General features: G+C 64.9%; 19 protein-coding genes. 9 read left to right on the forward strand and 10 right to left on the reverse strand.

Annotated elements, in window-relative coordinates; all coding sequences use genetic code 11:
• Position 1 precedes the first annotated feature (1 nt).
• Entirely contained in the window at positions 2 to 502 is a 501-nt protein-coding gene (locus KUW62_RS12330) for an Lrp/AsnC family transcriptional regulator (protein ID WP_224815767.1), read from the reverse strand.
• A gap of 230 nt (positions 503 to 732) precedes the next feature.
• On the opposite strand from KUW62_RS12330, the gene trxB reads away from it, so the two are divergent.
• Together trxB and KUW62_RS12340 are read left to right on the forward strand one after the other, a co-directional pair.
• Positions 733 to 1728, forward strand: coding sequence for a thioredoxin-disulfide reductase (gene trxB, locus KUW62_RS12335; RefSeq protein ID WP_224815768.1), 996 nt, complete (start codon positions 733 to 735; stop codon positions 1726 to 1728).
• A gap of 245 nt (positions 1729 to 1973) precedes the next feature.
• Positions 1974 to 4046: a bifunctional sulfate adenylyltransferase/adenylylsulfate kinase gene (locus KUW62_RS12340; protein ID WP_224815769.1), complete on the forward strand. Its 2073-nt coding sequence runs from the start codon at positions 1974 to 1976 to the stop codon at positions 4044 to 4046.
• A 410-nt stretch (positions 4047 to 4456) separates the two neighbouring features.
• Here KUW62_RS12340 and KUW62_RS12345 read toward each other — a convergent pair whose 3' ends face one another.
• The 3 genes from KUW62_RS12345 to KUW62_RS12355 form a co-directional block, all read right to left on the reverse strand.
• Positions 4457 to 4972: a hypothetical protein gene (locus tag KUW62_RS12345; RefSeq protein WP_224815770.1), complete on the reverse strand. Its 516-nt coding sequence runs from the start codon at positions 4970 to 4972 to the stop codon at positions 4457 to 4459.
• Positions 4973 to 5075: 103 nt separating this feature from the next.
• Positions 5076 to 5600: a hypothetical protein gene (locus KUW62_RS12350; RefSeq protein ID WP_224815771.1), complete on the reverse strand. Its 525-nt coding sequence runs from the start codon at positions 5598 to 5600 to the stop codon at positions 5076 to 5078.
• A 58-nt stretch (positions 5601 to 5658) separates the two neighbouring features.
• Positions 5659 to 7161 (reverse strand): MORN repeat-containing protein, encoded by a 1503-nt coding sequence (locus KUW62_RS12355; RefSeq protein WP_370632887.1) that lies wholly within the window; start codon positions 7159 to 7161, stop codon positions 5659 to 5661.
• 159 nt (positions 7162 to 7320) lie between these two features.
• Between KUW62_RS12355 and KUW62_RS12360 the strand changes: the two genes are divergently transcribed.
• Positions 7321 to 8979 (forward strand): NAD+ synthase, encoded by a 1659-nt coding sequence (locus tag KUW62_RS12360; RefSeq protein ID WP_224815772.1) that lies wholly within the window; start codon positions 7321 to 7323, stop codon positions 8977 to 8979.
• 166 nt (positions 8980 to 9145) lie between these two features.
• Here the strand turns inward: KUW62_RS12360 and KUW62_RS12365 are convergent, their stop codons facing one another.
• Positions 9146 to 9535: a hypothetical protein gene (locus tag KUW62_RS12365; RefSeq protein ID WP_224815773.1), complete on the reverse strand. Its 390-nt coding sequence runs from the start codon at positions 9533 to 9535 to the stop codon at positions 9146 to 9148.
• Positions 9536 to 9690: 155 nt separating this feature from the next.
• Between KUW62_RS12365 and KUW62_RS12370 the strand changes: the two genes are divergently transcribed.
• Both KUW62_RS12370 and KUW62_RS12375 read left to right on the forward strand, forming a co-directional pair.
• Positions 9691 to 10410, forward strand: a complete 720-nt coding sequence (locus tag KUW62_RS12370; protein ID WP_224815774.1) for a hypothetical protein — start codon at positions 9691 to 9693, stop codon at positions 10408 to 10410.
• An 81-nt stretch (positions 10411 to 10491) separates the two neighbouring features.
• On the forward strand, positions 10492 to 12411 hold the full coding sequence (locus KUW62_RS12375) for a cation:proton antiporter (protein ID WP_224815775.1): 1920 nt from the start codon (positions 10492 to 10494) through the stop codon (positions 12409 to 12411).
• Positions 12412 to 12498: 87 nt separating this feature from the next.
• On the opposite strand, the gene KUW62_RS12380 is transcribed toward KUW62_RS12375, so the two are convergent.
• Both KUW62_RS12380 and KUW62_RS12385 read right to left on the reverse strand, forming a co-directional pair.
• Entirely contained in the window at positions 12499 to 12723 is a 225-nt protein-coding gene (locus tag KUW62_RS12380) for a DUF1150 family protein (RefSeq protein WP_224815776.1), read from the reverse strand.
• Positions 12720 to 13145 (reverse strand): Hsp20 family protein, encoded by a 426-nt coding sequence (locus KUW62_RS12385; RefSeq protein ID WP_224815777.1) that lies wholly within the window; start codon positions 13143 to 13145, stop codon positions 12720 to 12722. Before KUW62_RS12385 ends, KUW62_RS12380 begins: the two co-directional genes overlap by 4 nt.
• A 165-nt stretch (positions 13146 to 13310) precedes the next feature.
• Between KUW62_RS12385 and KUW62_RS12390 the strand changes: the two genes are divergently transcribed.
• The 3 genes from KUW62_RS12390 to KUW62_RS12400 are packed head-to-tail and all read left to right on the forward strand — an operon-like array spanning position 13311 to position 15116.
• Entirely contained in the window at positions 13311 to 13529 is a 219-nt protein-coding gene (locus KUW62_RS12390) for a YdcH family protein (RefSeq protein ID WP_224815778.1), read from the forward strand.
• A 50-nt stretch (positions 13530 to 13579) separates the two neighbouring features.
• The gene (gene purE, locus KUW62_RS12395; protein WP_224815779.1) at positions 13580 to 14062 is read left to right on the forward strand and encodes a 5-(carboxyamino)imidazole ribonucleotide mutase; all 483 of its coding nucleotides are present in this window, start codon (positions 13580 to 13582) and stop codon (positions 14060 to 14062) included.
• The gene (locus tag KUW62_RS12400; protein WP_224815780.1) at positions 14055 to 15116 is read left to right on the forward strand and encodes a 5-(carboxyamino)imidazole ribonucleotide synthase; all 1062 of its coding nucleotides are present in this window, start codon (positions 14055 to 14057) and stop codon (positions 15114 to 15116) included. Before purE ends, KUW62_RS12400 begins: the two co-directional genes overlap by 8 nt.
• A 105-nt stretch (positions 15117 to 15221) precedes the next feature.
• On the opposite strand, the gene KUW62_RS12405 is transcribed toward KUW62_RS12400, so the two are convergent.
• On the reverse strand, positions 15222 to 15950 hold the full coding sequence (locus tag KUW62_RS12405) for an alpha/beta fold hydrolase (RefSeq protein ID WP_224815781.1): 729 nt from the start codon (positions 15948 to 15950) through the stop codon (positions 15222 to 15224).
• 79 nt (positions 15951 to 16029) lie between these two features.
• Between KUW62_RS12405 and KUW62_RS12410 the strand changes: the two genes are divergently transcribed.
• Entirely contained in the window at positions 16030 to 16482 is a 453-nt protein-coding gene (locus tag KUW62_RS12410; protein WP_224815782.1) for an NUDIX domain-containing protein, read from the forward strand.
• On the opposite strand, the gene KUW62_RS12415 is transcribed toward KUW62_RS12410, so the two are convergent.
• Entirely contained in the window at positions 16452 to 17333 is an 882-nt protein-coding gene (locus tag KUW62_RS12415) for a DMT family transporter (RefSeq protein ID WP_224815783.1), read from the reverse strand. The two genes, KUW62_RS12410 and KUW62_RS12415, sit on opposite strands and share 31 nt — an antisense overlap.
• Positions 17333 to 18475: an alpha-D-ribose 1-methylphosphonate 5-triphosphate diphosphatase gene (locus tag KUW62_RS12420; RefSeq protein ID WP_224815784.1), complete on the reverse strand. Its 1143-nt coding sequence runs from the start codon at positions 18473 to 18475 to the stop codon at positions 17333 to 17335. Before KUW62_RS12420 ends, KUW62_RS12415 begins: the two co-directional genes overlap by 1 nt.
• Between the last annotated feature and the right edge of the window lie 415 nt (positions 18476 to 18890).

Genomic DNA, 18890 nt, shown 5'->3' on the forward strand with positions numbered 1-18890 from the left:
GTCAGGCGATATCGGCCAGCCGCGCTTCCATCACCTCGAACGGGACGCCGGGCGTGTCCTTGGCCCCCCGGATCACCAGCGAGGTCCGCACGGAGGCGACGTTGGGCGCGGCGGTCAGATCACCGGTCAGGAAGCTCTGGAAGGAGGACAGGTCCGGGGCCACGCATTTCAAAATGAAGTCGATGTCCCCGTTGAGCATGTGGCATTCCCGCACAAGCGGCCAATCGTTGCAAAGCTGCTCGAACGCGACAAGGTCCGCTTCGGCCTGGGAGGCGAGTCCGACCATGGCGAAGACCTGCACCTCGAATCCCAGAAGGCGGGCATCGACCTCCGCATGGTAGCCCTTGATATATCCCGCTTCCTCCAGCGTTCGGACACGGCGCAGGCAAGGCGGTGCGGAGATACCGACGCGCTTTGCCAGTTCCACATTCGTCATGCGCCCGTCGCCTTGCAATTCGGCCAGGATTTTCCGGTCGATCGGGTCGAGTTTGGCCTGTTGCATCTGGACGTATCCCCTGAAGCGCGTCTGACGCGGTTTTCGGATGAACCGCTTTCGTGGTCTGTTGCGCAACTTTATTTCACGGGCGCGCAAGAAATGGAATAGCTATTACGTGAAAAGGGATCGTGATCCGGATGCCCGGCGCATCGCCTTGAATCCGGTCCGGGGCTTTTATCACCCCGCCTGCGCGCGTATATCGCTTGGACCAATGCTGCCCCGGGGGATTCCACGCCATGACCGACACCCGCCACACCCGCCTTCTGATCATCGGCTCCGGCCCCGCGGGCTACACCGCTGCTGTCTATGCCAGCCGCGCGATGTTGGAGCCGATCCTGGTGCAAGGCATCCAGCCCGGCGGCCAGCTGACGATCACCACGGATGTGGAGAACTGGCCGGGCGATGCCTCCGTCATGGGGCCGGACCTGATGGTGCGGATGGAGGCCCACGCCAAGGAGATGGGGACGGAGATCATCGGCGATCACATCCAATCGCTCGACCTGTCCAAGCGGCCCTTTACCGCGCAGGGCGACAGCGGCACGACCTATACCGCGGATGCGGTGGTTCTGGCGACGGGTGCGCAGGCGAAATGGCTTGGCCTGCCGAGCGAGGAGCATTTCAAGGGCTTCGGCGTCAGCGCCTGCGCCACCTGCGACGGGTTCTTCTATCGCGGGCAGGAGATCGTGGTGATCGGCGGCGGCAACACGGCGGTAGAAGAGGCGCTGTTTCTAACCAACTTCGCCAGCAAGGTCACGCTGATCCATCGCCGCGACAGCCTGCGGGCCGAGAAGATCATGCAGGACCGCCTGTTCAAGAACCCCAAGGTGGAGGTCCTGTGGGACCACACGGTCGAAGAGGTCGTGGGAAGTTCCGAGCCACGCGGCGTGGAGGGCGTGCGCGCGAAACATGTGGAGACGGGTGTTGTGACCGAGATCCCCTGCAAGGGTTTCTTCGTCGCCATCGGCCACGCGCCCGCGACCGAGTTGGTCAAGGACCAGTTGGAAATGCACAATGGCGGCTATGTGAAAGTGCAGGCCGGCACGACCAAGACCTCGACCCCCGGCGTCTTTGCCGCGGGCGACCTGACCGACCACGTCTACCGCCAGGCGGTGACGAGCGCGGGCATGGGCTGCATGGCGGCCTTGGATGCGGAGAAGTTCCTTGCCGAGATGGAAGGTGAGGACGTGGCGGAGGCTGGAGCCTATGCCGCACCGGTGGACGCGGCCGAGTAATTATCCAGCGGCGCCGTGTGGTTTGGCGGGCACTGGTGCGGTGCGCGGCGCAGTCTGGCGCTTGCCATATTTTTACCAATAGCGGGAATAATCGGGTCGCGACCCGGATGGAGGTGGCCTGCGCTGCGCCCGTCCGACCGATTGACCACGTTCGGGAATAAATTCGTTCACGGATGAACAAACCCTTTGACTTCGCGCCGGATTGTGACATGCGTTCATCCGTGAACAAATATCGGACCCGCTGAATGCCCGCCAATCCTGCCCCAACCTTGCCGGAAGACGACACGCTCTTCCGGCTGCTGCGCCAGCTGGACGCGGCGCCTGAGGGGTCGCAACGGGCCACGGCGGAGGCGTTGGGCGTCAGCCTTGGACGGCTCAACGCACTTCTGCGGGCCGTGACGGAGGCGGGCCTGATCCAGCGGACCGACCGCAACAGCCCCGACAAGCGCCAGCGGGTCGCCTATACGCTCACGCCCCGGGGTGCAGCCGAAAAAGCCCGGTTGGTGGATTCCTTCCTTGCCCGAAAACTTAACGAATACAACGCGCTTCACGCCGAACTGACCGGCACGACCGCGAAACTCAGCCCCCAGAAGAACAGGACCGTTCCGATGCAAAGCCATCTTGCCCCCGTCCCCGAGCTTTTTGTCTCGTATGAATCCGCCCAGAAACTGAAGATGGAGGCCGCGGATCTGCCGTCCTGGGATCTGACCGCGCGGCAGGTCTGCGACCTGGAACTGCTGATGAACGGCGGGTTCAACCCGCTCAAGGGGTTCATGGGGCAGGCGGATTACGACAACGTCGTCGACAATATGCGCCTTGCCGACGGCGCGCTGTGGCCAATGCCGATCACGCTGGATGTGTCGGAGGCGTTCGCCGGTGCGGTCGAGGAGGGGCAGGATATTGCCCTGCGCGATGCGGAAGGGGTGATCCTTGCGATCCTGTCGATCTCCGACAAATGGAGCCCCGACAAGGTGCGGGAGGCGAAAAAGGTCTATGGCGCGGACGACGTCGCGCATCCGGCCGTGAACTACCTGCACAACGTCGCGGGGCCCGTCTATCTGGGCGGGGCGATCACCGGAATCCAGCAGCCGGTGCATTACGATTTCCGCGCCCGCCGCGACACGCCGAACGAGCTGCGCGCCTATTTCCGCAAGCTGGGGTGGCGCAAGATCGTGGCGTTCCAGACGCGAAACCCGCTGCACCGCGCGCACCAGGAACTGACGTTCCGCGCGGCGAAGGAGGCGCAGGCGAACCTGCTGATCCACCCGGTCGTGGGCCTGACGAAACCCGGGGACGTGGACCACTTCACTCGCGTCCGGTGTTACGAGGCGGTGCTGGACCAGTATCCGGCGGCGACGACGACAATGAGCCTTCTGAACCTCGCCATGCGGATGGCCGGCCCGCGGGAGGCCGTGTGGCACGGGCTGATCCGCAAGAATCACGGCTGCACCCACATGATCGTGGGCCGGGACCATGCCGGGCCGGGCAAGAATTCCGCCGGCGAAGATTTCTATGGCCCCTACGACGCGCAGGACCTGTTCCGCGATCATCAGGAGGAGATGGGGATCGAGATGGTCGACTTCAAACACATGGTTTTCGTGCAGGAGCGCGCCCAATACGAGCCTGCCGATGAGATCGAGGACCGGGACAACGTGACGATCCTCAACATCTCGGGCACCGAATTGCGGCGTCGTTTGCGGGAAGGGCTGGAGATCCCGGAATGGTTCTCCTTCCCCGAAGTGGTCCGCGAATTGCGCCGGACCTCTCCACCGCGGTCGCAGCAGGGCTTTACGGTGTTCTTTACCGGCCTGTCCGGGTCGGGCAAATCGACCATCGCCAACGCGATCATGGTCAAGCTGATGGAACAGGGCGGGCGTCCGGTGACGTTGCTGGACGGGGATATCGTGCGGAAAAACCTGTCGAGCGAGTTGGGGTTCAGCAAGGAACACCGCGACCTGAACATCCGGCGGATCGGCTATGTCGCCTCGGAAATCACCAAGAATGGCGGCATCGCGATCTGCGCGCCGATTGCGCCCTATACCGTGACGCGCCGGGCGGTGCGCGAGGAGATCGAGCAATTCGGGGCCTTCGTGGAGGTCCATGTCGCCACGTCGCTGGAGGAATGCGAACGGCGGGATCGCAAGGGGCTCTACAAGCTGGCGCGAGAGGGGAAGATCAAGGAATTCACCGGGATTTCCGACCCCTATGAGGCCCCGACCCACGCGGAACTGGTGGTCGATACCGAGGGCATGGACGTGGATTATTGCGCGCAACAGGTGTTGCTGAAGCTGGAGAGCATGGGCTTGATCGCGGCGTGATCCGATGTGGGTTGCACGCTTGCAACCATGGGTTAAGGCTATGAGGTGAAACGAAATTCCAATTTTTGTTAACCCTTCCTTAACCTGTTGAAAGGCTCGGAGGGCCTATTGTGGGTCTTCCGTGTCTTTCGGCCCCGTGCCGGTCCGGCGACGGCGCAGGAAGAGGACTTTAGCCAAGGGTGCTTCGCACTAAACGACGCCGCATCGCAAGGCGTGCGCTTGATGCTGCGATCCTGTCGCCATTGCAAAATGGGGGCGGATGAAACCGTCTCGGAGTACGGTGAAATCTGCGCCTCCTCCGAACAGCTCATACGGCGTTTTTCCCGGTGTCGGCCCGTTGGCAGAGCCGCCTCAACCTGTTCCACATTGTTCAAGGCTGCGGGTGAGCCATTGCCCAGACGCCCCGCCGATCAGAAATCGAATGCCACCGACAGGTTCAGCGCGCCGAGGCCGTCTTCGCCGGGGAAGGCGGTCAGGCGGTATTGGATGTTGTCGTAGCGCGTGTCAGTGAGCGTGAGCGTCGGCACCAGCAGCGGGATATAGCCGTTGGCGTTGGGCAGGCCGTAATCGCGTTCGAGGATCGGGGCCAGCGTGGGGTAATAGGCGGTGCCGACGCTGATCCCGCCGCGAAGTTCCACCGGGCCGATTGTGCCGAGCCCGTGGGAGACGCCCGCCATGAAGATGGGCGAGACCTCCTCGTAGGAATTGTAGAGCACGCCCGCTTCGACATGGTACTGGAAGCTGCCTTGGCCGACATGCCAGCGGTGGCCAAGGAGCAGGCCGGGATTGATGTCGTTAAGGTCCGCGCCGAAATGCACCGAGCCGAGAACCGCGGTGAGGTAGCGTTGCGAGTCTTGCGCATTGGCCGTGCCGGTCGCGCTGGCCGCCAGGAAAGCCGCAACGCACAGGGCTGTTCTTTGGTGCATGTCGGGTCCTTCGGCGCAGATCAGGCTTCGTCCTGCCAAGGTGGGGCAAGCACCGATACAATGCAATTCGCATTTGGCTGTGTGAGATTTGCCCGCCCCGCGTTCACTCCTGAAAGTAGGTCTCAACCTGCGCGACGAGCGCCAGGAAATCCTGCCGCACCACGCCCTCGTCACTATCCGCGGGCATGACGGCGAACACGTTTACGAGGACTTGACCGATGAGGCGCTGGTTTTCGAACATGATGGCCCCGTCCCGGTCGCGCACGACCCGCGTCCAGACTTCCGTGTCATTGCCCGCGCCCTCGGCACTCAACGCGCAGGTGCCAGCAAAATTCCCGTCGCAAGAGCGTTGGTAATGGTCCAGGTGGGCCTGGCTTCCGAACGGGCGGTCCTCAAACTGGTTGCCCGGCAGGCTGTTCCACGTGACGCGGAACTCGATCTGTGCGTCTTCGTCGACGGCTTCGATGCGCAGGTTGCTGCGGTTACTGTGCACGACTTCCAGATCATTGATGAAGACGGATAGATCGACGGCCATTTCATCAAGAGGCGCCAATGTGCGAACCGGGTTGTCCTGGGCCGCCAATGGATGGAGCGACAGCACGTAAAGCGCAGTGGCAAGCGCGATCAAGTGATGTGGTCGTGTCGATTTAATCGAGATCGTGCTCAGCTCCGCAATCGGGTCCGGATCATTCGTCGGTATCGGTCGGGGTGTCGGAGGCCGCGTCGCCCGGGGCGGGTTCGGAGGTGTCGGGCTCGTCCGCGAGGTTCGGCGCTTCGCCGGTGCGGTCGGTGGGCAGGCCGTTTTCCCACTGCCCCTCCAGCACCTCGCCGGTGGCATAGGTCATCGTGCCCGCGCCCTGGCGGCGGCCATTGACGAAGGTGCCGACATAGACGTCGCCGTTGGAATAGGTCGCGGTGCCCTGGCCGTTGATTTCCCCATCATCCCAGGCGCCGACATATTGGAACCCGTCGGGCATGTTCAGCGTGCCCTGCCCTTCGCGTTGCCCGGCGACGAAGCTGCCCTCGTAAACCGTGCCATCGGCGTAGGTTGCGCGGCCCTGTCCGTGGCGCAGCCCGTCTTCCCACTGGCCCTGGTAGGAATAGCCGTCGGGATGGGTCATCGTGCCTTGCCCGTGCTGGCGGGCGTTTAGGAACTGACCCTCATAGACCAGGCCATTGGCATAGCGCGCCGTGCCGGAGCCCTGGATCACCCCGTCGACCCAGCCGCCGGTATAGCTGCTGCCATCGGGATAGGTGATGGTGCCGGTCCCGTGGGCGAGGTCGTTGCGGAACGTGCCCTCGTAGACGGAGCCATCGGGATAGGTCACGCGGCCTTCGCCTTCGATCCGGCCTTCGACCCACGCGCCGACATAGACATAGCCATCGGTGCCGGTGAACGTGCCTTGTCCGTGGCGGCGATCCTGGGCGAAGGCGCCCTCATAGACATCGCCGTTGGCGTAGGTGACGCGGCCCTGCCCCTGCCGTTGTCCGTTGACGAGCGTGCCGACATAGACGTCGCCGTTGGGTTGGGTGAGCGTGCCGGTGCCGTTGATCTGCCCCTCGGCCCATTCGCCCTCGTAGATCACGCCATCGGCCATTTCGAGACGCCCGGTGCCGGAGCGCACGCCGCCCTCGAACTGGCCGGTATAGGTCGCGCCGTCGGGGTAGGTGATGGTGCCGGTGCCTTGCTTGACGCCGTCGATCCACTCCCCCTCATACCGATACCCGTTGGGCCCGGTCATGATGCCGGTCCCGTGGTGGAGCGCGTTGCGGAACTGACCCTGGTAGGACACGCCGTTGGAATATATCGCCGTGCCCGAACCCTCGATCCGGCCCTCGACCCAGTCGCCTTCGTAGGTGGAGCCGTCGGCGAAGGTGATCGTGCCGGTGCCCTCGGGTCGGCCCGCGACGAACGCGCCCTCGTAGACCGATTGATCGGGGAAGACGGCGCGGCCCTGGCCACGGATCTCCCCCTCCACCCATTGACCGGTATAGGTGTAGCCGTTGGGCAGGCGATAGGTGCCGGTGCCATGCTGCACGCCATTGCGGAATTCGCCTTCGTAAATCCCGCCATTGTCATATTGCTGGATGTCGGTCGTGACCGCGTCCCCGCCGGCGTCCTGCGCGGGGGCGGCACTTGCCATCACCACCCAGAGAATTGCCGCTGCACCCCAATTCGCCGATTTCATCCTGCGCCCCCTTTGCCGGAGATTTTGTTCGTTTCGAGCGCAAAGCTAGGTGAGACAGGGGGTTCGCGCAATGTCTTTAACCTTTGTCCCCCGCCGCTTGGCGCTTGGCCGCGCGCATGGGGATGATATGAGAGGCGCAGGAGCCACGGAGACGACGATATGCCCGATACCTTCCGCCTGAGCATGGCACAGCTGAACCCGACGCTGGGGGACCTTGCGGGCAATGCCCAGATGGTGCGCGACGCCTGGGAAGAGGGCAAAGCGGCGGGGGCGGATTTCGTGGCCTTCCCGGAGATGTTCATCACCGGCTACCAGTTGCTCGACTTGGTGATGCGGCAGGCGTTTGCGGAAGACGTGCAGCGGGTGATCGAGGCCTTGGCGCGCGAATTGTCCGACGGTCCCGCCTTTGGCGTGGGTGGACCGAAATGGGGCGGGGACAAGCCGTTCAACGCCTATTACGTCTGCCAGGGCGGCCAGGTCATCGCGACGGTGCTGAAACACGAATTGCCCAATTACGCGGTCTTCGACGAGGTGCGGTACTACCATTCGGGCGATCCGCAGGGGCCCGTGAACATCAACGGCGTGCGCGTGGGCATCCCGATCTGCGAGGATGCGTGGTTCGAGGATGTCTGCGAGACCTTGCAGGAAAGCGGCGCGGAGTTTTTCGTGATCCCCAACGGCTCCCCCTATCATCGGGGCAAGATGGATCTGCGCTATTCGGTCGTGGTGTCCCGCGTGGTGGAGACGGGATTGCCGGCGGCTTACCTGAACCTGCTCGGCGGGCAGGACGATCAGGTCTTTGACGGCGGGTCATTTGTATTGAACCCCGGCGGCGCGCTGGCGATGCAGGCGCCGCAATTCGAGGCCGGGCTCTACCACGTGGATTTCGAGCGCGGCGATGACGGCTGGCGCGTGGTGGAGGGCGAGAAGGCCTCCCTTCCCGATGAATGGGAGGCCGATTACCGGGTGATGGTGATGGCGACAGGCGATTACCTGCGCAAGACCGGGTTCAAACAAGTGGTTCTTGGCCTGTCGGGCGGGATCGACAGCGCGATAGTGGCGACGATTGCCAGTGACGCGATCGGGCCGGAGAACGTGCATTGCGTGATGCTGCCCTCGCGCTACACGTCTGAGACCTCCCTGGAGGATGCGCGCGACGTGGCGGGGCGGCTGGGATGCAGGCTCGACACGATCCCGATCACGCCCGCTCGGGAGGCGGTCACGGACAGCCTTGCACCCCTGTTCGAGGGGCTGGAGCCGGACGTGACGGAGGAGAACATCCAGTCGCGCCTGCGGGGCGTGATGCTGATGGCGCTGAGCAACAAGTTCGGGTCCATGTTGCTGACGACCGGCAACAAGTCCGAGGTCGCGGTGGGCTATGCCACGATCTACGGCGACATGGCGGGCGGCTATAACCCGATCAAGGACCTCTACAAGACGCGGGTGTTCGAGACCTGCCGCTGGCGCAACCGCACGCACCGGGACTGGATGAAAGGCCCCGAAGGCGAGGTCATCCCGCCGCGCGTGATCGACAAGCCGCCCACGGCGGAGCTGCGCGAGAACCAGAAGGATGAGGACAGCCTGCCGCCCTACGAGGATCTGGACGTGATGCTGGAAATGCTGATCGACCAGGAACGCTCCGTCGCCGAAGTCATCGCGGCGGGATATGACGGGGATTGGGTCCGCAAGGTGGAGCGGTTGATCTACCTCAGCGAATACAAGCGGTTCCAGGCGGCACCGGGGGCCCGGCTGACGCAAAAAGCGTTCTGGCTGGACCGGCGGTATCCGGTGGCGAACAGGTGGCGGGATGGTGGGTGAGCGCCGGTTCGGACCCTTGGCCTGACGGGCGCTGCATTGGTGCAGTTCGGGATGCGACCGGGCGCAGCGCGGGGCGTGACGGTTCGACCCGACGCGGCCCAGAAGGCGACATGCCGACGCTGATGCATCCCCAAGCCTTCGCGGGCAGACGCTTGGGGCGACCGGGTCAGGCCGCCGCCTCCCCCCCCTTCAATTTAACATAGCCAAGCATGCACAGCGCGAAGATCGCCACGTTTCCGAAGAAGTCGAGGATCATCCAGTTGGTGAACATCTCCACCACGAAAACGAAGTAATAGTTGAAGATGAAGAACGGCACCGATCCCGCGATCCCGAAGACGAGGAACGTGATGGGCCGGAAACGCGACAGCCACATTACGATCCCGCCCAGAACCGCCTGTGCGCCGAAGCACCCCAGGATCACGCTGGAGGCCGGTGTGCCGATATAGTGATCTGGGGCAAGGACCAGTCGTTCAACCACGTGGGGGAAGATCAAGACCCACCCGCCGAGGCCAAGAAATACGCTCGCCAGAAGCCGTTGGATAAAAAGTGCCGACATGGAACAACCCCTCCCCGGTATCGCCCTGCGGGCTGAGATGGCACTGTGCAGAACGGAATTGCAATCACGGCGTCCGTGCCGGGGGGGCGGGTTTCCCTGCCCTGATCGCTTGGATCATGCGTGGTAGGATGGGACATCCAGACCGGAGTGTGACCATGCCGACCCTCGCCTTCATGCGCCCTGCCCTGCTTGCCGCCACCGCCGTCGCGGCCCTTGCGGCGTGTCAGACGACGCCCACCGTATCGTCCTACCAATACGGCAATGACCGGGTGGCGGAATGCGCGGCCAGCACCTGCGCGGCGCTGATGCTCGATTACGCCCCGATCGAGGATTACGGGACGCTTGCCTCCCTCTCCCATGTCACCGCGCTGATGCTGGGATACACGGATTTCGCTGATCTGGGCGAGATCGCCGCGATGACCCAGCTTCGCGAATTGCATATCGGCAATACCCGGGTGCGGGACCTTGGGGGCCTGTCGGCCTTCGGCGCGTTGGAGCTTTTGCATATCCAGGGGGTCGAGCCCACGTCCTGGGCGCCGCTGGCGCAGCTTGACGGCGTGCGGGAGCTGGCAATCGGCCATGCGAGAATGACCGACTTTTCCATCGTGGCGCAGATGTCGGGGCTGCGGCGGCTGCATGTGTCCCATGTTGGCTCGGGGACGGACCTGAGCGGGCTTGCCGGCCATCCGGGCCTGCAATCGGTGCATCTGGACAACAGCCTGATCGACGATCTGTCCCCGCTTCTGTCGCTTCCGAATTTGCGCGCGTTTTCCATGGAGGCCTTTGACGAGGCGCGCCATGCGGAGATCATCGCTCAACTGCGCGCCCGGGGTGTCCGCATCACGATCACGGAGCCGGTTGTCGTGGTCTGCTGAGGCGCACCGCACCGGGTAACATGGTTGACGTTCCGCGCGGCGCGCCTTCTGCTGCCCCCGCACGATGCGGAGCGCACGATCATGACCGATTTCCTTCTTCTGTCCTTCACCTTCCTGATCGCGGGCGTTCTTGCGGTGCCGATTGCCAGCCGGTTGGGCCTTGGCTCCGTCCTGGGTTACCTGATTGCGGGGATCGCGATTTCCCCGATCCTGCGGGTGCTGGATGTCGACGTGATCTCCATCCAGCATTTCGCGGAATTCGGCGTGGTGATGATGCTGTTCCTGGTTGGGCTGGAGCTGCAACCCAAGGCCCTGTGGGAGATGCGCGGCCAGTTGATCGGGCTTGGCGGCGGACAGGTCGTGCTGACGACGCTCGCGGTCATGGCGATTGCGATTGCGTTGGGCCAGCCGTGGCAGCTTGGCCTTGCGATCGGGATGGTGCTGGCGCTGTCGTCCACCGCGATCGTGTTGCAGACGCTTGGGGAGAAGGGGCTTTTGCGGTCCGATGGCGGGCAGGGCAGCTTTTCCGTGTTGTTGAGCCAGGATATCGCGGTGATCCCGATGCTGGCGTTCCTGCCGCTGCTGGCGATGCCGGAGCTGATGGACCTGGGTGTCGACGCGGCCGGGCATGGCGCGACGGAGGGGCACGGGGATACTGGACACGGGGACGGCGACCACGGGCAGGGCGACCACGGCGCGCCGATGAGCCTCGTGGCCGGGTTGAACGGGTGGCAGACGGCGCTTGTGACATTGGGGGCGGTCGGCGCCGTGGTGGGCGGAGGCTCCGTCCTGACGGGGCCGCTCTTCCGGTTCATCGCGGCGGCGAACTTGCGCGAGCTGTTCACGGCGACGGCCCTGATGCTGGTGATCGGCATCGCATTGCTGATGAGCCTTGTGGGCCTGTCACCCGCCCTTGGCACGTTCCTGGCCGGTGTGGTTCTGGCCAATTCCGCCTATCGGCACGAGCTGGAATCCGACATCGACCCGTTCCGCGGCCTGCTTCTGGGCCTGTTCTTCATGACGGTGGGGGCGTCGATCAACTTCTTGCTGCTGTGGGACAATATCGCGATGGTGCTGGCGATGACCGTGGGGCTGATGGCGTTGAAGGCGGGGATACTCCTGATCCTCGCCTATTTCTTCCGCATCCGGGGGGCCGACAAGTGGCTGATGGCGCTGGGTCTGGCGCAGGCGGGCGAGTTTGGCTTCGTGCTCTTGTCCTTCACCGTGGCCAACGGGGTGATCCCGCCGGGTCTGTCGGATATCCTTCTGTTGGTGGTCGCGTTGTCGATGCTGCTGACGCCCGCGCTGTTCATCCTTTACGACCGGGTCATCGCGCCGCGCTATTCTCAGGTCGAGGCGCGGGAAGCCGACGAGATGCCGGGGGAGGCGAAGATCATCATTGCGGGTGCCGGGCGGATCGGCGGGCTGGTCGACCGCATCTTGCGCGCGGGCGAGCACGAGACGACGGTGATCGACTACAATTCACGGCGCTTGCAGATCATGGAGCGGTTTGGGATCAAGACCTATTTCGGGGATGCGCGACGCCCCGACCTGCTGAACGCCGCCGGCATCGCGGAGGCCGATATCCTGATCGTGGCCATCGACGAGCGCGAGGGGATCGAACAGATCGTGGAATATGCCACCACGACCTTCCCGAACCTCCACGTCATCGCCCGCGCCGTGGACCGCGACCATGTCTATGACCTGTGGTACAAGGGCTGCCGCGATATCATCCGGGAGACCTATGACAGTTCCCTGAGGATCGGGCGGTCGGCGTTTGAGGCGATGGGCGATGACCGTGAGACGGCGGAGCAGATGATCGAGGCATTCAACGATCACGACCGCGAGGCGATGCTGAACATCGCGGAGGTCCATGTCCCCGGTATCGCCCCCCACGAGAACGAAGCCTACGTGGCGCGGGTCCGGGAGATGCGAAACGATTGGGAGACGGCGCTGCAGGCACGGATCGCGGAGATCCGGTCAAAGGCACGCGGCGCATAGGGGCCGGGCACGCGCGGACCTTTCGAGACGCGCGGCCAGCGCCCCCCAAAGCGCTGCCGCCGCGGGCGTCCCGCAGCCGCCCGCGTCCTAGTGCACGCTGACCGGCTGGAAATCGTTCTGGCGTGCGACGATGAACGCCGTCTTGCGGTCCTGAACGAGGGCCAGGGGCTGGCCGGTCTCGCTCCCGATGGCGTAGAGCGTCTCTAGCCCCTCGGCGCGGTCCTGGACGTCCTTGGGCAGGTCGGCGACGGCGACCTTGCGGATATAGACCAGGCGCTGGTCGCCGGAATTCATGTCATGTGCGTCGGTCATTGGCCTTTCCCTCCGGTCTGGATCTTGATGGTCTGCACCACGCTGTCGGGCAATGCGCGGGTCAGATCGACATGGAGCAAGCCGTGCTCCATCTCCGCGCCCGCGACGTCGACACCATCGGCCAGCACGAAGCTGCGCTGGAACTGGCGGGTGGCGATGCCCCGGTGCAGGAAAACGCGGCCATCGTCCGCATCGCGGTTCTTGCCGCGGATCACCAGTTGGCGATCCTCCACCGTGATCGACAGATCGCCCTCGGCGAAGCCAGCCACGGCAAGCGTGATGCGATAGGCGTTATCGCCCCGCTGTTCGATATTGTAGGGCGGATAGCCCTCGTTTCCAGATTTTGCGGTGCGCTCCACCAGCCGTTCCAGCTGATCGAACCCCAGAAGATAGGGGTGGGAGCCCAAGGTCAGTTTCGTCATCGACGCACATCCTTCGTTGAAAGCGATCTGCAAGGCGCGCCCCCCGCATTCGGCAAGGCGCATAACGGGAATATGGGGGCGCGCCCGCCCGCTCGCAAGGCTTGGAGGACGCGGTAATTGGCGCTATCTTGATCGACGGGGCCACAGGAAACGGACAGCACAGCGATGAATGCGCCATCTGAGATGAGCCATGAGGAGGTGCTTCGCGTCCGCCTCGAAGTCCTGCGCCGGGAACACCGCGACCTCGACGCGGCGATCGAAGCGCTCCATGAACGGGTGAACCCCGACATGCTGACGCTGAAGCGGTTCAAGACCCAGAAGCTGAAGCTGAAGGATCAGATCGCCCGGATCGAGGACGAGTTGACCCCCGATATCATCGCTTGAGGCCAAGCGCCCGCTGGCTATAGTGCGCGCTCCATTCACCGGAGGGACGCATGGTTCACGTCGCCATCATCATGGGCTCGCAATCCGACTGGCCCACCATGCGCGAGGCGGCCGAGATGCTAGATGCGCTGGGCGTGCCCTACGAGGCGCGCATCGTGTCGGCCCACCGCACGCCGGACCGGCTGTGGGACTTCGGGAAGGGCGCCGTGGAGGCGGGCCTGAAGGTCATCATCGCGGGTGCGGGCGGTGCGGCGCATCTTCCGGGCATGGTCGCCTCCAAGACCCGCGTGCCGGTGATCGGGGTACCGGTTCAGACCAAGGCGCTGAGCGGGGTCGACAGTCTTTATTCCATTGTCCAGATGCCGCGCGGCTACCCGGTGGCGACCATGGCGATCGGCGCCGCGGGCGCGGCCAATGCGGGGCTGATGGCCGCTGCGATCCTTGCGAATGACGACGCCGATCTGGCCGCGCGCCTTGATCAGTGGCGCGCCGATCTGAGCGCGTCGATCCCCGAGGTGCCGAGCGATGACTGAGCCCCTTGTCGCAGGGTCCACCATCGGCATCTTGGGCGGCGGGCAACTGGGGCGGATGCTGGCCATGGCCGCCGCGCGCCTTGGCTACAAGACCCATATCTTCGAGCCCGGCGCGGCCCCCGCCGCCGACGTGGCAAGCGCCTGGACGCAGGTGGGGTACGATGACCTCGACGCGCTGCGCGCCTTTGCAGAGGCCTGCGATGTCATCACGTTCGAATTCGAGAACATCCCCGCCGACGCGCTGGACGTGATCGCAGAGACGACACCGCTCTATCCCGACCGCCGCGCGCTGGAGATCAGTCAGGATCGCCTGATTGAGAAGAGCTTCCTGCGCGATCAGGATCTGGAAACGGCGCCGTTTGCCGTAATCACCGACATCGCGGAGGCCTTGAAGACGACGGGCCTGCCCGCGATCCTGAAGACCCGGCGTTTCGGTTATGACGGCAAGGGGCAGGTGCGCGTGATGGCGATGGAGGATGGTGCGGCGGCGCTGGCGACACTGAACGACGCGCCCGCCATCGCCGAGGGGTTCGTCACCTTCTCCAAGGAAATCAGCGTGATCGCCGCAAGGGGGCAGGACGGATCGGTCGCGGTCTTCGATCCGGGCGAGAACGTGCATGACGATGGCATCCTGTCGACAACCCATGTGCCGGCGCAGATCCCCGCCGCATTGCGCACCGATGCGGTCCTGATCGCGTCGCGCATCCTGAATGCGCTTGATTACGTGGGCGTGCTGGGGGTGGAATTGTTCGTCACGCCGGGCAGCCTGGTCGTGAACGAGATCGCGCCGCGTGTGCATAATTCCGGCCATTGGACACAGGCCGGTTGTGCCGTGGACCAGTTCGAGCAGCATATCCGCGCCATCACTGGCTGGCCGCTTGGCGACGGGTCGCGCCATGCGGATGTGGTGATGGAGAACCTGATCGGTGAGGACGTGGCGCGCGCCGCGCCCCTTGCGGCGGAGCCGGGCGTTCAGATCCACCTCTACGGCAAGGGGGAGGTGCGCCCGGGTCGCAAGATGGGCCATGTCAACCGCGTCATCGGCCCGGCCTGAGCGCGCGACGCCCGTTTGCCGTAATGTGCGGGGGTCCGGGGGATGCAGTGGTCCGGCCGGTCGCGGAGCAATAGGCGGGGACATCCCGGAGCCGCGCGGCCCGCCCTATTCGATGAGGTCGCCAATCGCCTCCAGCACGCCCAGATCATGATCGAAGGCACCCGTCGCGAGGTAGGTTTCCACCTGAGCGATCACCAGCGGATTGTTCATCATGAACGTATGGGTCACGGGCAGTACGATATGGTCGTTCATCCCGACCACGCGGGTGTTGTCGACGCCGACCTTGCCGTCATCCTCGCCGGGGATGAGGGCGGAATAGATCGGGTTGAGCGTGCGGTTGCCCGCGATCACGCCAAGGTCGAACTCCACCGGACCGAGCCGGTTCACGAGATCGTCGGGGTCGGTGCCCAATTGCTGACCCGCCGGGCCGTTGAGCCATTCGAACGGCTCCAACGGGCCAAAGACGTCCACCAGTTCCGAGCCGCCATTGGGCGGGGCCAGCATCACCACGCGGCCCAGTTGCACGGGCGGAAACCGCTCCACCCAGTAGCGCACCAGGATGCCGCCCATGGAATGGGTGACGAAATGCACCTGCGTCAGGCCACAGCGCGCCAATGCGGGTGGGATCGTATCCTCAGCCAATTGCGCGATCGTGCCGCCGGTGGAGGGGTAGCCACGGTTCACGACCGTATAGCCCGACGCCTGCAAGCGTTCCTCCAGCACCAGGAGCGACGTCTCGGACCGGGCGAGACCGTGCAGAAGGACCACGCAATCGGCGCGCGCGGGCAAGGCCGCCAGAAGGGCGAGCGCCGCGGGGAGGAGGAAACGGGCCATCATCCCTTGAAGATAGGCGATCGCCGTCCATCCGACGAGGGGGGTTGTCCCGACCTCGCCGTAACGTCATCGTCGGCCCATGGCTGCGTCCCCCCGTCCGATCCGCCTTGCCGTGCGCGGCCTCTTGCTGATCGAAAACCGTCTGTTGCTGGTCAATGCCTGGCCCGGCGGCACCTCCGACCTGCTTTGCGCGCCGGGTGGCGGGGTGGAGCCGCACACCTCGCTCCATGACAACGTGATCCGCGAATTCCACGAGGAGACAGGGCTGGAGATCGCGGTGGGCGCGCCGTGCCTTGTCAACGAATTCCACGACAAGGGCCGGGATTTTCACCAGGTGGACGTCTATTTCCGGGTTTTCCACGTGGCCGGTGATCCCATGCAGGACTGGACCGATCCCGAAGGCGTGGTGACGGAACGCCATCTGCTGAGCCGGGCAGAGATGGCGCGAAGGCGCGTGAAACCCGACAGCCTGGCCGATGTCGCCTGGGGCGATGAGGTCTTCTACGATTCGCTGGAACCGCTGGTGCGCTGAAACAGCCGGTGGAACGCGCCCAGGCCATAGGCGATGCCCCCCAATGTCAGCGCTCCGGCCCCCACCATGCGCCATGTCACGCCTTCCCCCAGCAGCAGCACACCCGCGACCATGGCGATGATCGGAACCGTCAGTTGCAACAGGGCGGAGACGGAGGCGCTGAGCTGTGGCAGGACATTGTACCACAGCGCGTAGCCCAGTCCCGACGTGATGGCGCCCGCGACGATTGCCAGCATCCAGCCGCTTGCGGTGATCGCCGTGGGCTCCATCTGTGGGGGCAGGAGCAGTGTTAGAAGGATCAGCGGCGGCACGGACCAGACGAAGTTCGCGCCCGTCGTTGCGATGGGGTCGCGGGCCGTCCGGCCAGCGAGGCTGTAGACGCCCCAGGCGATCCCGGCCACGGCCATCGCCCCCACGGCCAGGGGCGGCAGGGCGGCGGGGCCCGACGGCCAGCTGAGCCAGGCAAGACCCGCCAGCGCCGCCCCTGCTCCGATCCAGCGACGCGGCGGCGGACGGTCGCCCGCGACCAGGCCGCCCGCGAACATCGTGACCTGCACGCAGCCGAATAGGATCAGCGCGCCGATGCCCGCGTCGATCTGGATATAGGCCACCGAGAACCCGATGAGGTAGATCGTCAGACTGCCCGCGCCCACGACCCGCGCCCGCGCCAGAAGCGGCAGGGCGCGGCGGCGGGCCAGCACGAGGATCGCCAGCATCACCGCCCCGGAAATTGCGCGGATCACGGCGAAGGGAATAGCGTCGATCTGCCCACCGCCGACCGCCATGCGGTTCAGGATGGAGTTGGAGGCAAAGGCCAGAAGCACCATGCAGACGAGAAGGACAAATCGCATCAGCCCGCCACCATCCGCGCGGCCAGTTCACCCGTCAGATGGGTGATGCGTCCCGCGCAGATCGTGCCCTCGATCCGGTGCGTCTCGGCATGGATCAGCACCAGATCGGCTCGGTGTCCCGGCGCGATCACGCCGCGATCCGTCCAACCCATGACGCGGGCCGGACCGGAGGATACCAGCGCCCAGGCGTCGCCGAGGGCAAGCCCCTCCCCGTGGAGGCGGAAGGCCGCGCGGTGCAGTGAGAGGTAGTGATAGTCGGAAACGAGTGCATCGACGAGGCCATCGGCCACCAGGTCCGCCGCCGCGATCTTGCCATCATGGGAGCCGCCGCGCACCACGTTTGGCGCACCCATGATGACCGGGTCCCCCGCCGCAACCGCAGCCTGTGCCGCCGCCCGGGTTTCGGGAAACTCGGCGATATCCGCGCCGATGGAACGGAACGCCGCGCGATCTTCGGCCGTTCGGTCATCGTGGCTGCCGACGCGGACGCCCCGCGCCTTCAGGCGCGCGACAAGGCCGGGAAGGGCCGCGCGGGCTTTGGGCATTTCGGAGTGGAGGCGTTGGAGAAGCGCCAGATGATCGTCGGGCGAGCGCCCGGATTTCAGCGCCTGCCCGGTCAGCCGCTTGGGGCGTTTGCCCTGGGCGAGGGCGTCGTGTGCGATGTGGTCGTTCAGGACGACGTAACGGGCGCCTGCCTCCTCCACCAAGGCCTCCACATCCGCAAAAGCCTCGTGCAGGCTCAATTCCAGCCGCACTTGCAGATGCAGATCGGTGAGGCAGGGCGTCCCCGCGATGGCGCGCGCCACGCGCCACGCGAAGTCCGGGCCGCGCATCCCGCCCTCCCACGAATAGAATTGCGCGATCATCGCGGTTGTTATGCCGTTGGCGGCAAGCTCCGCCTCCGTCGCGCGCAGGGCGGCGCACGGGTCATCCTGCGCGCCGCGGCGGGGGGCGAAGTGACGCTCATGCCCATCCCCGTGGAGGTCGATGAGGCCGGGCAGGACCAGGTAGCCGGTGACGTCAACCGTTCGGGCGGCGTTCTGGGCGATGCGCCCTTCGTCGATGCAGATGTCGGCATCCAACATGGCACTGTCGATCAGGGCCAGGCCACCGGCCAGGCGCAGGGACAATGGATTCGACATCTGCTCGGCCCCTCGGCTGTGGTCGCGCATCGAAGCGTTGAGGTCGTCCCTTGATCCCGGTGGGTAAGGGGCTTTGTCGGACGCTTCGGCGGCAAAGCCATGCCCTATCCCGGCGGGAAAGAGAAGGCCGTGCGGGGATTGGACCCGTCGCGGGCGATGGAGATCGGAGGGTCGGGGCGGAGCATGTTGAGGCGTTCGGACATGACAAAGGGGCCCGTGGGCCCCTTTGAATTGCCGTGTTTGGCAGACTTTGTAGACGCTTCCCCCTCTCGGGACCGTTTTCGATGAAAACGACCCTGTCGGGGTTTCGCGCAAATTCGCAAAGCGAATTTACGCTTACACTCTCGTGACAAAGGCCCCCGAGGGGGCCTTTGCACTGACGTGTTCGACACATGTTTTGGATGCTTCCCCCTCT

This window comes from Hasllibacter sp. MH4015 (assembly GCF_020177575.1).
Classification (GTDB): Bacteria; Pseudomonadota; Alphaproteobacteria; order Rhodobacterales; family Rhodobacteraceae; genus Gymnodinialimonas.

What these genes read in the sequence shown, in the direction of transcription:
- KUW62_RS12380 (WP_224815776.1), bottom strand. Translation starts at nt 12,723, where the DNA reads ATGACCGACGCACATGACATGAATTCCGGCGACCAGCGCCTGGTCTAT.
- KUW62_RS12385 (WP_224815777.1), bottom strand. Translation starts at nt 13,145, where the DNA reads ATGACGAAACTGACCTTGGGCTCCCACCCCTATCTTCTGGGGTTCGAT.
- KUW62_RS12360 (WP_224815772.1), top strand. Translation starts at nt 7,321, where the DNA reads ATGCCCGATACCTTCCGCCTGAGCATGGCACAGCTGAACCCGACGCTG.
- KUW62_RS12390 (WP_224815778.1), top strand. Translation starts at nt 13,311, where the DNA reads ATGAATGCGCCATCTGAGATGAGCCATGAGGAGGTGCTTCGCGTCCGC.
- KUW62_RS12420 (WP_224815784.1), bottom strand. Translation starts at nt 18,475, where the DNA reads ATGTCGAATCCATTGTCCCTGCGCCTGGCCGGTGGCCTGGCCCTGATC.
- KUW62_RS12400 (WP_224815780.1), top strand. Translation starts at nt 14,055, where the DNA reads ATGACTGAGCCCCTTGTCGCAGGGTCCACCATCGGCATCTTGGGCGGC.
- KUW62_RS12375 (WP_224815775.1), top strand. Translation starts at nt 10,492, where the DNA reads ATGACCGATTTCCTTCTTCTGTCCTTCACCTTCCTGATCGCGGGCGTT.
- KUW62_RS12355 (WP_370632887.1), bottom strand. Translation starts at nt 7,161, where the DNA reads ATGAAATCGGCGAATTGGGGTGCAGCGGCAATTCTCTGGGTGGTGATG.
- purE (WP_224815779.1), top strand. Translation starts at nt 13,580, where the DNA reads ATGGTTCACGTCGCCATCATCATGGGCTCGCAATCCGACTGGCCCACC.
- KUW62_RS12370 (WP_224815774.1), top strand. Translation starts at nt 9,691, where the DNA reads ATGCCGACCCTCGCCTTCATGCGCCCTGCCCTGCTTGCCGCCACCGCC.
- KUW62_RS12365 (WP_224815773.1), bottom strand. Translation starts at nt 9,535, where the DNA reads ATGTCGGCACTTTTTATCCAACGGCTTCTGGCGAGCGTATTTCTTGGC.
- KUW62_RS12415 (WP_224815783.1), bottom strand. Translation starts at nt 17,333, where the DNA reads ATGCGATTTGTCCTTCTCGTCTGCATGGTGCTTCTGGCCTTTGCCTCC.
- KUW62_RS12345 (WP_224815770.1), bottom strand. Translation starts at nt 4,972, where the DNA reads ATGCACCAAAGAACAGCCCTGTGCGTTGCGGCTTTCCTGGCGGCCAGC.
- KUW62_RS12410 (WP_224815782.1), top strand. Translation starts at nt 16,030, where the DNA reads ATGGCTGCGTCCCCCCGTCCGATCCGCCTTGCCGTGCGCGGCCTCTTG.
- KUW62_RS12405 (WP_224815781.1), bottom strand. Translation starts at nt 15,950, where the DNA reads ATGGCCCGTTTCCTCCTCCCCGCGGCGCTCGCCCTTCTGGCGGCCTTG.
- trxB (WP_224815768.1), top strand. Translation starts at nt 733, where the DNA reads ATGACCGACACCCGCCACACCCGCCTTCTGATCATCGGCTCCGGCCCC.
- KUW62_RS12330 (WP_224815767.1), bottom strand. Translation starts at nt 502, where the DNA reads ATGCAACAGGCCAAACTCGACCCGATCGACCGGAAAATCCTGGCCGAA.
- KUW62_RS12340 (WP_224815769.1), top strand. Translation starts at nt 1,974, where the DNA reads ATGCCCGCCAATCCTGCCCCAACCTTGCCGGAAGACGACACGCTCTTC.